Raw genomic sequence first — 15,759 nt, forward strand, 5'->3', positions numbered from 1 at the left:
CAAAACATGTATTTTCTTTCGATTTCGCAAAGAAAGAAATTTTAAAGACGTAATGATGACATTAAAAAAGAAGTTAAAAACAATTTGTTTAGAACGGTTAAATGACAAGGTGGAAGCGTTGCAAGGAATTGTAGAAGATTTGACAATCGACGCGCAGAACGACGCCAAAAGTTCTGCTGGAGACAAACACGAGACAGGCTTGTCAATGATGCATTTAGAACAAGAAAACTTGAGTAAGAAGATTTTAGAAAATATAGCTATGCGAGATATAGTTGCTAAAATAGATGATGAAAAAGTGAGTTCTGTAGTAGAATTTGGAAGTTTAGTACAAGTAAATTCAGTGTATTTATTTTTCTCAGCAGCTTTGCCAAAAATTGTTTTAGACGACCGTTCTGTATTAGCCGTTTCTATGGATGCTCCAATCGCCAAGGAGTTATTAGGAAGAAAAGTACATGAGAGATTTACATTTAACAATTGTGAATTTACAATTCATGAATTAATGTAAAAGTCCTTTATAAAAAAGTATGAAACGCAGGTGTGAAAACATCTGCGTTTTTTTGTTTTTATTTGTGAGATATATGTATTTTAGGCTTGTTTAGAGTTGATAAAGTCTTTGAAAATTGTTATATTTGTACGTTAGATATTTTAGATTATTATTATGAGCCAAGAAACAAATAAGAATAATTATTCAGCGGATAGCATTCAAGCTCTTGAGGGAATGGAACACGTAAGGATGCGTCCTTCGATGTATATTGGTGATGTAGGAGTAAGAGGATTACACCATTTAGTATATGAAGTGGTTGATAACTCAATTGATGAGGCTTTAGCTGGTTATTGTGATACAATAAGCGTTACTATAAACGAGGATAACTCTATTACTGTAGAAGATAATGGACGTGGTATCCCAGTGGACATCCACAAAAAAGAAGGAGTGTCTGCATTAGAAGTAGTAATGACAAAGATTGGTGCTGGAGGGAAGTTTGACAAGGATTCTTATAAGGTATCTGGAGGTCTTCACGGAGTAGGGGTATCGTGTGTGAACGCACTATCTGATTTGTTAAGAGCAACTGTTTATCGTGAAGGTAAAATTTACGAACAAGAATATTCGCGTGGTAAAGCTTTATTTCCAGTAAAAGTTATTGGTGAAACAGATAAACGAGGAACATCGGTTACATTTAAACCCGACCATACTATCTTTACACAGACTCTAGAGTTTTCTTATGATACTTTAGCTGGGCGTTTAAGAGAGTTGTCTTTCTTGAATAAAGGATTAAAGATAACACTTACTGATAAAAGAGTAATTGAAGAAAATGGTGAGCCTAAACATGAAGTATTCTTTTCTAAAGAAGGATTAAAAGAGTTTATTAAATTCTTAGATGGTAGCCGTGTGCCAATTATTGAAGATGTAATCTCAATGGAACTTGATAAAGGAGAAATCCCTGTTGAAGTTGCATTAGTTTATAATGATACTTATGCAGAGAATATTTATTCTTATGTGAATAATATTAATACGCATGAGGGAGGAACACACCTACAAGGATTCCGTATGGGGCTTACTAGAACATTGAAGAAATATGCAGATGCTTCAGGAATGTTAGATAAGCTTAAGTTCGAAATTACAGGTGATGACTTTAGAGAAGGGTTGACTGCAATTGTCTCTGTGAAGGTAATGGAGCCTCAATTCGAAGGACAAACAAAGACAAAACTAGGAAATAGAGAGGTTGTATCCCCTGTGAGTCAGGCTGTAGCAGAAATGCTAGAGAACTACTTAGAGGAACATCCAAATGATGCTAAGATTATTGTTCAAAAGGTTATTTTAGCTGCTCAGGCTAGACATGCTGCTAAGAAAGCACGTGAGATGGTTCAACGTAAGACTGTTATGGTCGGTGGTGGACTACCTGGAAAGTTGTCTGATTGTTCTGAACAAGACGCTTCTAAATGTGAAGTATTCTTAGTGGAGGGAGATTCTGCGGGTGGTACAGCAAAACAAGGACGTGATCGTAACTTCCAAGCAATTCTACCATTAAGAGGTAAGATTCTTAACGTAGAAAAAGCAATGGGGCACAAAGTATTCGAAAACGAAGAGATTAAGAATATCTTTACTGCTTTAGGTGTTACGATGGGAACAGAAGAGGATAGTAAAGCATTAAACCTTGAGAAATTACGTTATCATAAAGTAGTAATCATGTGTGATGCCGATGTGGACGGTAGCCACATCGCAACGTTGATTTTAACTTTCTTCTTCCGTTATATGAGAGGGTTAATAGAGAATGGATATGTTTATATTGCTACACCTCCATTATATATGGTTAAAAAAGGGCAACGTAAAGAATATGCATGGACAGATGAAGAACGCCTTGAGTTAATGGAGAAAATGGGAAGTGGATCAAGTGTTCAGCGTTATAAAGGTCTTGGAGAGATGAATGCTGAGCAATTATGGGATACTACAATGAATCCAGAACATAGAATTCTTAGACAAGTAACAATAGATAGTTTACAAGAAGCAGATAGAGTATTCTCTATGTTGATGGGAGACGAAGTTCCACCACGTAGAGATTTTATTGAGAAAAATGCTACTTATGCTAAAATTGATGCTTAGTATTTAAATATGTAAAATTATAAAGGTCAAGCATATTATATGCCTTGACCTTTTTTTAATAAAAAGATATAAAGTTATGAAAGTTACAATTATTGGAGCAGGAAATGTTGGGGCTACATGTGCTGATGTTATTGCTAATAGAAGAATCGCTAGTGAAGTAGTTTTAGTGGATATTGCAGAAGGGTATGCAGAAGGTAAAGCAATGGATATCATGCAATGTGCATCTAACTCTAAATTTGATACTATTGTTAAGGGAAGTACTAATGATTATAGTTTAACAGCTAATAGTGAGGTAGTAGTAGTTACTTCAGGAATTCCAAGAAAACCAGGAATGACTCGTGAGGAATTAATAGGTACTAATGCATCTGTAGTAAAGTCGGTGATGGAAAGCGCTTTAAAATACTCTCCTAATGCTATTTTTGTGATAGTGACTAACCCTCTTGATACAATGACTCTAGCAGCTTTAAAAATATCAGGATTAGATCGTAAGAAAGTAATAGGTATGGGAGGGGCTTTAGACTCTTCACGTTTTAAATATTTCTTATCTCAAAAACTAAATAAACCTGTTGGAGATATTGAAGGAATGGTTATTGGAGGACATGGGGATACTACAATGATCCCATTAATTAGATTGGCTACTTATAAAGGTATTCCTGTAAGTGAGATGTTGACAGCAGCAGAACAAGAAGAAGTGTGTAAATCAACAATGGTTGGTGGAGCTACTCTAACGAAGTTATTAGGAACTTCTGCATGGTATGCACCTGGAGCAGCTGTAGCTAACGTTGTGGATAGTATCTTAAATGACTTTAAGAAGTTAATCCCTTGTTCTGTATATTTACAAGGTGAATACGGGCAAGAAGGATTGTGTATAGGAGTTCCTTGTGTTATAGGAAAAGGAGGAATAGAAGAGATAGTAGAATTAAAATTAAATGAGCAAGAATCTCAGAAATTTGTAGATAGTGCAAATGCTGTTAGGGATACAAATAAGGAATTAACAATTGAATAGTAAAAGATTGTTTAATTGTTAAAATATATGTAATAGAAAAAAGCTCTTTTTGCTGATATTCTTAGTCAAAGAATTGCTTAATCATTGTCTATATCATATATTTGCTCGTTTTAAAAAAAGTAAATAATTAATTTTTAGTAATAATGCAAAACAAAGGACTCGTTAAATTTTTTGCAATTATCTTTGCATTGGTAAGTATTTACCAACTGTCATTTACCTTTGTTACCAACCATTATGAGGATAAAGCGAAAGCTTTTGCTGGTGGAGATTCGACAAAAGAATTACAATACCTTGATTCAATTGGTAACCAAACGGTATTTTTAGGACAAACATTCAATGAAGTGAGAGCTAAGCAAATCAATAAAGGATTAGACTTAGAAGGAGGTATTAATGTTACGTTGCAAATATCAATCAAAGACATTTTAAAAGGTTTAGCTAATAATTCAAAGAACGCTACGTTTAATAAAGCGTTAGCAGAAGCTGAATCACAAAGACAAGGTAATCAAAGTTACTTAGATGCTTTTTACACTGCTTTTGATAAAGAATCAAAAGGGAATGTAAAATTAGCATCTGCAGATATTTTTGCAAACAGAAACTTAAGTGAGATTACTGTTGGAATGTCTGATAGCCAAGTAAAGTCTATCTTAGATAAAAAAGTAAAAGAATCTATAGAGAGTGCTTACCGTGTATTCAGAGAGCGTATCGACAAGTTCGGTGTTTCTCAGCCAAATATTCAAATGTTAGGGGATACAGGGCGTATCTTAGTTGAGCTTCCTGGAGCAAAAGACGTAGATCGTATTAAAAATTTATTACAAAGTACTGCTCAGTTAGAGTTTTGGGAAACTTATAAAGTAGATGAAATAGGAAACTATATCATGGCTGCTAATGAGTACTTAAAAACAACTGAAAAGCAAGCGAATCAAAAAGAGACTGCTACTGATAATACAACAACTAACTCAGATGTTGAAGCATTATTAGGTACTGTAGCAAAAGACTCTATGGGGAATGCAGCTAATAAAGAATTCAATCCTTTATTAGACTTATTCGCAATGGGTGGACAACAAGGAAGCCCAATCTTAGGATATTTCCAAACGAAAGATACAGTTAAAGTAAATGCTTATTTAAACAGAGCTGATGTACGTAACTTATTACCAGCAGATCAAAAATATGCTCGTTTTGCATGGGGTAAACCAAGTAAAAAAGCTCCTGATTTAGTTGAGTTATATGCTTTAAAAACAAATAGAGAAGGTATTCCTCCTTTAAGTGGAAGCGTTATTACTGGTGCTCAAGATGAGTATGATCAATTTAGCCGTCCTGTAGTAGGGATGACAATGAGTCCTAAGGGAGCTAAAGTATGGGAAGAGTTAACAGGAAAAGCTTATACAGAGCACTCTAATATTGCTATTGTATTAGATAATATCGTTTATTCAGCTCCAGGTGTTACTAGTGGACCTATCTCTGGTGGTAGATCATCTATCTCAGGGGACTTTACTGTTGCTGATGCAAAAGACTTAGCGAATATCTTACGTGCTGGTAAATTACCTGCAGGTGCAGATATCGTTCAATCTGAAATCGTAGGACCATCATTAGGACAACAAGCTATCGATGCTGGTATGTTATCTGCTGTGGCTGGTTTAATTATTGTTGCTGCTTGGATGGCATTCTACTACGGTAGAGCTGGATGGTATGCAAATATTGCTTTATTAGCTAACTTATTATTCTTATTTGGTATCCTTGCTAGTTTAGGTGCTGTATTGACATTACCAGGTATTGCAGGTATCGTATTAACGATGGGTACTGCAGTGGATGCGAATATTATTATTTCTGAACGAGCAAAAGAATGTTTGCGTAAGGGAATGAGTCTTGCAGATACGATTAAAGAATCTTATAGCTGGCATGGTGCTATGCGTCCAATTGTTGATGCTAACGTTACACATATCTTAACAGGGGTTATCTTATTCGCTTTTGGATCAGGACCTATTAAAGGATTTGCTACGACATTGTTAATCGGTATTGCTACTTCATTATTTACTTCAATCTTTATCGCTCGTATCTTTATGGATAGAGACGTTAAAGCTGGTAGAACTTTAGCATTCAGTACAAGTATTACTAAAAATTGGTTTACAAACTTCAACTTTGATTTCTTAAAAATGAAGAAAGCTACTTATGGTTTATCATTAATCATTGTAGTGGTTTCTTTTGCTTCATTTGCAATCAACGGATTTGACCAAGGAACTGACTTTGTAGGAGGTAGAACATTCCAAGTTAAGTTTGATAAAGAAGTTACAGCTAACGAAGTAAGTGATAAGCTAGGAGAAGTATTTGGTGTAAATGTTGAAGCGAAAGTATTCGGAAATAAACAACAGTTAAAACTTACTACTAAATATAAAGTAGAAGAAGAAGGTGCTGCAGTAGACCAAGAAGTAAACGAGAAGTTATACGAAGGGTTAAAAGGGTACTATTCATCTCCTATGACTTATGAAGAGTTCGTTAATGCTACAGAAGGAAAAACATTAGGAGTTATCCAAGCTTCTAAAGTTGGACCAAGTATGGCAAAAGACGTTAAACAGAATGCATATTGGGCTGTATTAGGGTCTATGGCTGCTATCTTTATTTACTTAGTTATTTCTTTTAGAAAATGGCAGTATTCATTAGGAGCTATTGTTTCTGTTGCGCACGACGTTATCTTTGTATTAGGTATTTACTCATTAACATATAAGTTTATGCCTTGGCATATGGAGATTGACCAGCACTTCATCGCTGCGATCTTAACTGTTATTGGTTATTCTATGAATGATACTGTAATTGTATTTGACCGTGTACGTGAGTACATCGCTGGTAAAACAAAAGGTGATTTCAATAAGATCGTTAATGATTCAGTAAATACTACATTATCTAGAACTATTAATACTTCGCTTACTTTAATCCTAGTATTATTAATCATGTTCGTATTCGGAGGTGATTCAATCAGAGGATTTATCTTTGCGATGTTAATCGGTATTATTGTAGGTACTTATTCTTCATTATTCTTAGCTACTCCAGTATTAGTGGATACTATGCCAAGAAAAGATAAAGAAGAAATCGAAAGAAGACATAGAGAAGCTCAAGAGGAAATGTTAGTTGAGAAAAACTAATTCTATCTTAGAACTTGTATTTATAAAAAAAGCCACTCCGCAAGGAGTGGCTTTTTTATTTTAGGACTAGTCAATGACTAGTGTTACTTAGGCTAGTAATCTAATAGTTTTATTGTTGACTATGATATAATCGACATAATGCTATTAAAAGATGAGTATCAACTATTTTGTCTAGATTATTCATCAGGTCATTTATTTTTATCCAATGTAGTGTATCAGTAGGCTGATCTAGATGGATAATATACGGATATACTTGTTCGGGCGTAATTCCTATACTAGGAAAGTACTTTTCTCCTAATTTAGAGTATCCAATTACATTGCTATTTCCAAATTTCAGGGTATTTAGATATTGTTCTAGGTCATAGTAGTTTCTTACCTCTTTAGATAGACGAAATGCTGGTACCGTTATAATCGTACTATTGTTAGTGAATATTTGGGGTACAGGAAGACTTCTAGTTTCTAAACCTATATAAAAGGCTCCATTGTTTTTAAATACAGGGAGAGTTATTACCGTATTAGTACTATAATGAGTAGGGGATACATATTCTAGTATCGCAGAGTCTTTATCAATACCTGTTGCTTCAAAAGAAGCTCTGTGTGTCTTTAAGAAACCAGCTTGACTGTCATTATGGATGTATTCTTTTGTATTTAACTGTAATAGTTTTTCTAAATCAGTTGCATGAATCTTCTCTACATTTTGTATAGCTGTTTTTTGTCCTAACCATTTAGGTAATGGTATAGCTAACTTTAAAAATAGATTATAGATATTCACTTCTAATCTAGCTTCTACTAATGCACCTGTTTGGGCAGTATTAAGGAGTTGTACAGCATCGTATTCATGTAAATAACCAGAATCTTTAAAGCCTGAATACCCTTCGTTTAATGGAGTATTTAATGAAATAGGTGAGTGTAGTTCTATGAATATAGAAGTTACCTTTTCATTGATACCACCAGGAGAGGTGTAGTAATTTAGGGAAGTACGAATCGTTTCATATTCCTCAGGTTTAATATTAAATCTGTTCTCTATTTCTGTTTTTATATTGTCTGTTTCAGCTATTGCAAGTCCTTCAGGTATATATCCACTGTATTGTTTACCATCTAAGATAGGACTATCTGCTTTGACATTTGCTAATGGACGAGGGTAACCATGTTTAGCGATTACCTTTAAGCCACTATCACTATTTCTATAAGGGATAATGTCAATTACTTTATTTGGTCGTTTTACAATATCATATAACCTATTTGTGTTTATATTTTTAAAGGTAGATAAGGTTAAGAATGGAGTGTCCTTTTTAGGTAAATGTCTAGTTAATTGTAATTGTTTTCCACCAGGGACTTTTTCTCCAACAATTAAGTAATTCGTAGGAGGAAAGCCTATTTCTTCTCCAGCTAAATTATAGATTGTAAAGTGGTCTTTATAGCGGTTATTAATGATCCATTGATTGTAGATAGGAGTAGATATAATGATTCGCAATCCCAGTTCCTTAAAGATTGTTTCAAATTCTTTTTGTGTATAATATCCATACTCTTCTTGCAATTCAATGTCCCAATTCGCATAATAATCTTTGCGACGAATAAACTCTACTACATCAGTATAAAATGCATGAAATCGCCTTGTATTAGGTTTTAGAGGCTCTAATTCTTCAATGGGAAAACCTTTTTCTTTAGCTAATGATCTGGCCGTTTGAGAAAATTGAATGAACAATTCTGCATCACTAGGATTACCTTCTTTAGTTAGAGTAGATAGTTCTAGTATAACTTCTTGTTGTTCTACTTTGACAAAATCGCGGATGACAAGCACTCCTTTATCTTTCAATAACTCTACTTGTCTGCGAAGTGTATTATATGCTCTGTTATTGTCATAGTCGTTATATGAAGTAATATGGTGAATGGCAGAACAATTAAAGAATCCACTAATTGTATTCTTTTCAAAAGTCAATAGTTTTTCGCCATCATCTTCTTGGAATGAGAGATTCGGAAGGTTATACGTTTCTTCAGCGATTTGAACCATTTTAGGATTGATATCAATACCTATTATTTGAAGTTTAGGAAATAGTTGAGCTAATATAGCTGTACTCGTCCCTGAGGCCATTCCTACATCTACTAATACATTTCCCTCTTTGGCCTCAAAGAACACACTTGCAGAAGCCACCTTCTCGATAGCTATCGTGTCCATTGCTTCTAAATATTGCTGGTAGTCTTTTTTATTTCCTCTATCCTGAGTCGTATAGTTCTTGTCCATTGAATGCCTTGTTTACATTCAGAAAAGTAGTGATTTTATCTGTGAAATTGTTCGTTAAAAAGAAAAGAATATCCAATAATATTGATGTTACTAACTAAAACATTTTTATCCTTAGTTAAAAATAGGGGACGTTAGAATCAGCCAAAACAATATAGAATTATTTCGAAGTGTGATGTTAAACCCACATTATGTATTAGCCAAATACTACAAAGCAATTCTACTTCATAGTTCTTTCATTAGCTCTAAAACTATACTATAGTATGTTTTTATCACTAATTCAGAGCTATTTTGTATAATTACTTTTCGTTTATATGTTTATTGCATAATCTGGGTTTAATTGATTATCTTAGAATGAACTAATTACAATATTATGAAACGATTTGAATATAAAACAATTGAAGTAGTGACTAGTGGATTCTTTGCAAAAATGGAAATGAAGGAGACCGATGATACACTAAATGATCTAGGAAGTCAAGGATGGGAGCTAGTGTCTACAGCTCCTTGTATTATGGGGAGTACAACACAAAGGATCTATTATACACTCAAGAGAGAAATATAAAAAAAGAGAGCTAATCAATCTAGATTAGCTCTCTGTATATTTATGATTCGTATACTCTATTCTTGGCAGTAACCCATAAGTAAATCCCTACGATGATAAATGGAATACTTAACCATTGTCCTGTTGATAAAATATTGCCTAGTTGATCTTCAAAACCTCCTTGACTTTCTTTCATATATTCTACTATAAATCTTACCATCCACAGTAGTACTAAGAACACTCCAAAGATATAACCTAACTTTTTGCGTGCATCTGTCTTCCAATACATATAGTAAACAATAATGAACACAAGTATATATCCAAATGCCTCATAAAGTTGAGTAGGGTGTTTAGCTAATACTAGGTTTAAAGCTTCTGCAAACTGTGGATTATGAGCTATCGCGTCATAAGCTTGGTTATAATCAGGAATTCCTGTAATCTCCATTGCTTCTCTAGGAGAGAATTTATCTCTTAAAAATCGAATACCTAAAGCATTTGTAGTTTCGTGTCCTATAATTTCTGAGTTAAAGAAGTTCCCTAAACGAACAAAAACTCCCCCTATTGCTACAGGGATGATTACTCTATCTAGTATCCAAAGTACAGGTTTTTGAATAATCTTTTTACTGTAAAAATACATAACAGTGATAATAGCAATAGCTGCACCATGACTTGCTAATCCACTAAAACCAACGATTTCAAACTTAGGTGTGAAACGCACTGGTGATATAATCTCAAATAAGTGATCTTTATAATAATCCCAATCGTAAAAGAATACATGCCCTAGACGAGCTCCTATTAAAGTTGCTAATACAGTATAGATAAATAATTTGTCTAGTTTCTCAACACTTAGTCCTTCGCGATCATATATCTTTTTCATTAAGAACCACCCTAAACCAAATGCGATTACAAACATAAGACTGTAATATCTCAGTTTAATAAATCCTAAATCCAACCCTTCTGATGGGTTCCAAATCATATGTAATGAATGTATCATAGTTTTTTATACTGTTAGATGATAAATGTATGAAATAATCTTTATTCTCAAAAGAGTAATTGTGGTTTACACCCAAGAGTACTTCATTGTTTTTTGTTTTCTATTTCAGTTACTAGCTCCCTGTTTTGTGTTCCTCAGTTCCTAGTTTACTTAAATAATAATTAAGGCACTGGATCATATCCTTTACCTCCCCATGGTCCACAACTAGCGATTCGCTTTATAGCTAACCAACCACCTTTAAAAAGTCCATGTTTTTTTAGTGCTTCTAAGGTGTATTGTGAGCAAGTAGGACTGTATCGACAAGCAGGAGGGAAGAATGGTGAAATAGCCAGCTGATAAAAACGGACTAATATTACAAATGGGAATATTAATATTTTCTTTAGCATAGTAACAGAAATATGAAAGTGTACAAATGTACGATGAGTTTAATTATAGTGCTAAAAGTAAGAAATTCTAGGTTAGAAATGAGTAGAAGGAATTAGTTTTAGCAAGACTATTTTATAATCACAAAAAATAAACTTAACTATTGTAGGTGAGGTATGTATAAAAAAAGAGGCTATTCATAGAATAACCTCTTTTGTGTATTTATAGAGAGAAAGAAGTACCTTCTTTACCATCTTTTAGTTGAATACCGATTTTAGCTAGTTCATCTCGAATGTGGTCTGACATTGCGAAATCTTTGTTTGCTCTAGCCTCGTTGCGCATTCCGATAAGCATATTGACTACACCTTCTAGTTTTTCGTTATTAGCACTTGCTGTTTCAGTGTTTTCTAAACCTAATACATCAAATACAAATGCGCTCATACTATTAATTAAAGTATCTAAATCTGTAGCCGAAATAGTCTCTTTATTATCCTTAATTAGGTTAATGAATTTAACTGCTTCAAATAAGTTTGCAATTAAAATCGGACTGTTAAAGTCGTCATTCATTGCATCATAGCACGATTGTCTCCATTTTGTGATATCAACAGAAGAGTTGCTAGAAGTTTTCAAATCTTTTAGAGATTTGATAGCTTCCATTAATCTTTGATATCCTCTTTCAGACGCTAAGATAGCATCATCAGAGAAGTCTAAGATACTTCTATAGTGCGCTTGTAAGATAAAGAACCTTGCTACAGCAGGAGCAAACCCTTTGCTAAGGATATTGTTCTCGCCAGAGAATAATTCATCAGGAAGAATGTTATTCCCTGTAGATTTAGCCATTTTCTTACCGTTTAGAGTAAGCATATTAGCATGCATCCAGTAGTTTACAGGTGAGTTACCTGTAGAAGCTTCATTCTGTGCAATCTCACACTCATGGTGAGGGAATTTTAAATCCATTCCACCTCCGTGTATATCGAAGTGCTTACCTAAGTATTTTGTACTCATAGCAGTACACTCTAGATGCCATCCAGGGAATCCATCTCCCCATGGTGAAGGCCATCTCATGATATGCTGAGGCTCTGCATTTTTCCAAAGTGCAAAGTCAAGTGGATTGCGTTTGTCAGATTGTCCATCTAAATCTCTTGTATTAGATAACATATCTTCTATCTTACGACCACTTAATATTCCATAGTTATGAGACTGATTGTATTTCTCTACATCGAAGTACACAGATCCATTCACCTCATAAGCAAAACCATTGTTGATGATCGCTTGTATGATTTCTATTTGCTCGATGATATGCCCAGTAGCCGTTGGTTCAATGCTAGGAGGTAGGTTATTGAACTGTTTTAGAATATTGTGAAAGTTCAAAGTATATTTCTGAACAATCTCCATTGGTTCTATCTGCTCAATACGCGCTCTTTTAGCGATTTTATCTTCTCCTTCATCTACATCGTCTACCATATGTCCTACGTCAGTAATATTACGAACGTAACGCACAGCATATCCTAAGTGTTTTAAATAACGATATACCAAGTCAAAAGATATAAAAGTACGACAGTTCCCAAGGTGTACATAGTTGTAGACTGTTGGTCCACATACATACATACCCACTTTACCCTCATGGATAGGTTTGAAAACTTCTTTCTCTCCAGTGATGGAGTTGTACATTTTTAATTGCTGTTCTTGATATAAAGGCATAATATAATTTGTAATGTTTAGAACTTAGTCTCTAATTGGATATAGTTTAAGAACTCTTTACGAACGTTCTCATCTTGGAATTTTCCTCCGAACTCAGCAGTTACAGTACTACTTTCGATATCGCGGATTCCTCTTGAGTTTACACATAAGTGTTTTGCATCGATGATACATGCCACATCTTCTGTGTTTAATACACGTTTTAATTCATTTACAATCTGAATAGTTAAACGCTCTTGTACCTGAGGTCTCTTTGCATAAAAATCAACGATACGGTTCATCTTAGAAAGACCTACTACAGTACCATTAGATATATACGCTACGTGAGCACGCCCAACGATAGGTAGTAAGTGATGTTCACAAGTAGAATAAACTACAATGTTCTTTTCTACCAACATCTCGTTGTATTTATATTTATTGTCAAATGTAGAAGCACTTGGCTTTTTAGCAGGATTTAATCCTCCAAACATCTCTTTCACAAACATTTTAGCTACACGGTTAGGTGTACCCTTAAGACTGTCATCTGTTAAGTCTAATCCTAAAGTGTTAAGAATGTTTTCTACATCTTTTTTTATCAATTCTATTTTTTCGTCATCTGTGCGGTCAAATGCATCACTTCTAAGTGGAGTTGCATCACTAGATGCGATGTGGTTGTCTCCCATTTCGTCGTGAAACTTTTCGTCTGTATTCATTCTATTTCTTTTTAATACATATTGTTATAACTCGCTACAAATATAAATAATAATTATAGATAAACTCTGACACTTATTTATAAATAATCTACCTCTAAGTGCTGGAATTAGTTAAAGTTTGTCACTTCTGATTTTTAAGGAGTAGGTGAGGAGAGAGATTGTAAAACCTCTATTAATAAAGAGTTCTAAATTAGAACAAGAAATCGAATCAATACAAAATCTAATTTATAGTAATTCAATATGATGTAACTTTAAAAATCATCGCTTATAAGTGACTTTATATATGTAAGTATGGTTTAAATAGCATCTGTTGATTTAGAAGATATTCGCTATTTAGACAATGTGTAAGTGCTTTTACCCCACATTACGCATTAGCCAAATACTATAAAGCAATTCTACTTCATAGTTCTTTCATTAGCTCTAAAACCATACTATAGTATGCTTTAATCACTAATTCAGACCTATTTTGTATAATTACTTTTCGTTTATATGTCTATTGCATAATCTGGGTTAAAACTAATTATATCCCATTAGATTTAAAGAATAACGTGCTGTGAATTAACCTTTGCTATTTCACTCTCTCTGTTCCTTTTCAGCCTTCAATGCTTCTAAGACAGACCGCGCTCCATAAATAATCTCTTCATGCGTATTATCTCTACTAGAAAACTCTCTTGACTTTATTTCTTTTATGATTTTCTTTCTGACTTGACGAATGAGTCCAGGCGGTAGTTCTTTTTTAGTTATGGACTCTTCTTCCATAAGTGGGATAGGAAGAGAGGATTCACTTACATTATCCGTTATAGGAACAAGTGTTCCCTCGTTTCCAGTCTCCATGTTATCTGTTTCTCTGTTCCCAGTTTCCTTATTCTCAGTTTCCCTGTTATCTGTTTCCCTGTTATCTGTTTCTCGGTTCCCTGTTCCCTCATATCCAGCCCCCTCAATATCCATTTCTAATGTTCCATGAAAGCAACTTGTACTATGTACATTACTGTCTTGTGCTTTCCACATACTCCACAGATAGACTTTCCCCTCTTGCCATTCCTTAGGTAAAGAGAAGTGAGTATATCTATCTTTGCGTTGCCCGATATTAGAGATGGTCGTGAATTTATCTAATTCTTCGTGATACGCCATAATCGTTAGTACGTCTGTATCTAGCGTCAGGGGATTGATCAGATGATTATCCCATTGTACTTTTAGCTTACCTGTTTTGAGTCTACTTATTTTCTTAATCACAGCAGGAGCAAGAGTTCCGATAGAGAGCAGCACCTTGTCTATTTGTACATATTGCTCTCCTTCATGTATTGCGATGCCTTGTTTCATCAGTCTAGAAATCATTTGTTCTTTTCCTGTCATCCATTTCTCTCCGTTGTAGACCGCAGGGCAATGCGCATTGACAAAATCCTTGAATTTACTAGCGAAGGTAGATACGAGACTCATCTTATCCCATTGTTTCAATTGTGCTTCAGTCGCTTTTTTACTTGATTTTAAGGGCTTAGCGCGGAGTATATTTCTTCCTCTCCACAGTACGCCCACTACGGTTCCTACTTTTCCTACTACAGCACCTAATATTCCTTCTTTGATTTCTGCCATGATTATCTCGTTTTTTGGTTATTACAAGATATAAAATACTGATATATGATTATTTAACTGTTCAAACAATCGATAAAAGAAGTTGTCCTAATGTACATCACACTTTATAAAAATGAGGACATGAAATGAAGAATATCAAAGCGAATGATTTCGCCTTCTATAGAGCTTATTTTTAATGCTGTATGATCATATTAAGTTTTCATAAAAGAAGAGTAGAAGAAGTATAAAAGGAGTATTATTGGGCAAAAGTTGCTTTAACCCCGTTATTGTCCTAGTATTCTCCAACTATTGTCCAAGGAAAGACTCTTGTAGTGTATTTTTACTGACCTTGTCAAGTAGTTGGTATAATTAGGATTTCTAATAAATAACTGATATACAACTTATAATGTTTTTGTGCAATTAAAAAAAATTAGAAAAAAGGAACCTTTTAGCAGGATTGGTTTTCTTCAAGAGGAGACAAGTGAAGGAAAGAAGAGAAATTAGAGAGGGTATTCTTATTTTTTGACTGTAATCAGAACGAAAAGAAGAAAAAGTGTTTTTAAGTTTTGGGGTAATTCTGTGAGGGTAGTGTATGTAATTATCTCACTAGTATTTCTCTATAGGATGAGATTCTTCGCAGGCTCAGAATGGACATTAGGAGTGGATGTATAGGATGGTATTCTTCGTAGACTCAGAATGATTACAACTGGAAATATTAATCATATAACACGGAATTACTAATCCGTTATTTATGTCACCCTGACGATAGGAAGGGTCTCACACGTAACTCTACAATCATGTAGGATGGGATTCTTCGCAAGCTCAGAATGATTACAACTGGAAATATTAATTGTTAATCATATAACACGGAACTACTAATCCGTTATCTATGTCACACTTACGATAGGAAGGGTCTCACACGTA

The 15,759-nt window shown here is 34.3% G+C and carries 11 protein-coding genes; 5 read left to right on the top strand and 6 right to left on the bottom strand.

Features of this window, described 5'->3' with window-relative positions; all coding sequences use genetic code 11:
- Positions 1-109: 109 nt before the first annotated feature.
- The 4 genes from RT228_RS04090 (at position 110) to secDF (ending at position 6,739) form a co-directional block, all read left to right on the top strand.
- Positions 110-505: a hypothetical protein gene (locus tag RT228_RS04090; protein WP_225582003.1), complete on the top strand. Its 396-nt coding sequence runs from the start codon at positions 110-112 to the stop codon at positions 503-505.
- A 153-nt stretch (positions 506-658) separates the two neighbouring features.
- Positions 659-2,599 carry a DNA topoisomerase (ATP-hydrolyzing) subunit B gene (gyrB, locus tag RT228_RS04095; RefSeq protein ID WP_006259279.1) on the top strand — a complete coding sequence of 647 codons (1,941 nt, stop codon included), beginning with the start codon at positions 659-661 and terminating at the stop codon, positions 2,597-2,599.
- Between the two features lie 76 nt (positions 2,600-2,675).
- Positions 2,676-3,605, top strand: a complete 930-nt coding sequence (locus tag RT228_RS04100) for a malate dehydrogenase (protein WP_006263279.1) — start codon at positions 2,676-2,678, stop codon at positions 3,603-3,605.
- A 143-nt stretch (positions 3,606-3,748) separates the two neighbouring features.
- A complete protein-coding gene (gene secDF, locus RT228_RS04105) occupies positions 3,749-6,739 on the top strand; it encodes a protein translocase subunit SecDF (protein ID WP_058699507.1) in 2,991 nt (996 codons plus the stop codon).
- 109 nt (positions 6,740-6,848) lie between these two features.
- On the opposite strand, the gene RT228_RS04110 is transcribed toward secDF, so the two are convergent.
- Positions 6,849-8,981 carry a class I SAM-dependent methyltransferase gene (locus RT228_RS04110; RefSeq protein ID WP_071307297.1) on the bottom strand — a complete coding sequence of 711 codons (2,133 nt, stop codon included), beginning with the start codon at positions 8,979-8,981 and terminating at the stop codon, positions 6,849-6,851.
- Between the two features lie 370 nt (positions 8,982-9,351).
- Between RT228_RS04110 and RT228_RS04115 the strand changes: the two genes are divergently transcribed.
- Positions 9,352-9,540, top strand: coding sequence for a DUF4177 domain-containing protein (locus RT228_RS04115; protein ID WP_016649600.1), 189 nt, complete (start codon positions 9,352-9,354; stop codon positions 9,538-9,540).
- A 40-nt stretch (positions 9,541-9,580) separates the two neighbouring features.
- On the opposite strand, the gene lgt is transcribed toward RT228_RS04115, so the two are convergent.
- From lgt to RT228_RS04140, 5 genes are all read right to left on the bottom strand, one after another.
- The gene (gene lgt / locus RT228_RS04120) at positions 9,581-10,513 is read right to left on the bottom strand and encodes a prolipoprotein diacylglyceryl transferase (RefSeq protein WP_283839575.1); all 933 of its coding nucleotides are present in this window, start codon (positions 10,511-10,513) and stop codon (positions 9,581-9,583) included.
- 161 nt (positions 10,514-10,674) lie between these two features.
- A complete protein-coding gene (gene yidD, locus RT228_RS04125) occupies positions 10,675-10,899 on the bottom strand; it encodes a membrane protein insertion efficiency factor YidD (protein WP_006259273.1) in 225 nt (74 codons plus the stop codon).
- Positions 10,900-11,098: 199 nt separating this feature from the next.
- Complete coding sequence (gene cysS, locus RT228_RS04130) at positions 11,099-12,577, bottom strand: cysteine--tRNA ligase (protein WP_006263282.1); 1,479 nt, start codon at positions 12,575-12,577, stop codon at positions 11,099-11,101.
- Positions 12,578-12,594: 17 nt separating this feature from the next.
- Positions 12,595-13,266 (bottom strand): GTP cyclohydrolase I FolE, encoded by a 672-nt coding sequence (gene folE, locus RT228_RS04135; protein ID WP_006259271.1) that lies wholly within the window; start codon positions 13,264-13,266, stop codon positions 12,595-12,597.
- Between the two features lie 573 nt (positions 13,267-13,839).
- The gene (locus RT228_RS04140) at positions 13,840-14,856 is read right to left on the bottom strand and encodes a DUF6266 family protein (RefSeq protein ID WP_071307299.1); all 1,017 of its coding nucleotides are present in this window, start codon (positions 14,854-14,856) and stop codon (positions 13,840-13,842) included.
- Positions 14,857-15,759 lie beyond the last annotated feature (903 nt).

This window comes from Myroides sp., from assembly GCF_032073645.1.
Taxonomy (GTDB): Bacteria; Bacteroidota; Bacteroidia; order Flavobacteriales; family Flavobacteriaceae; genus Flavobacterium; species Flavobacterium odoratimimum.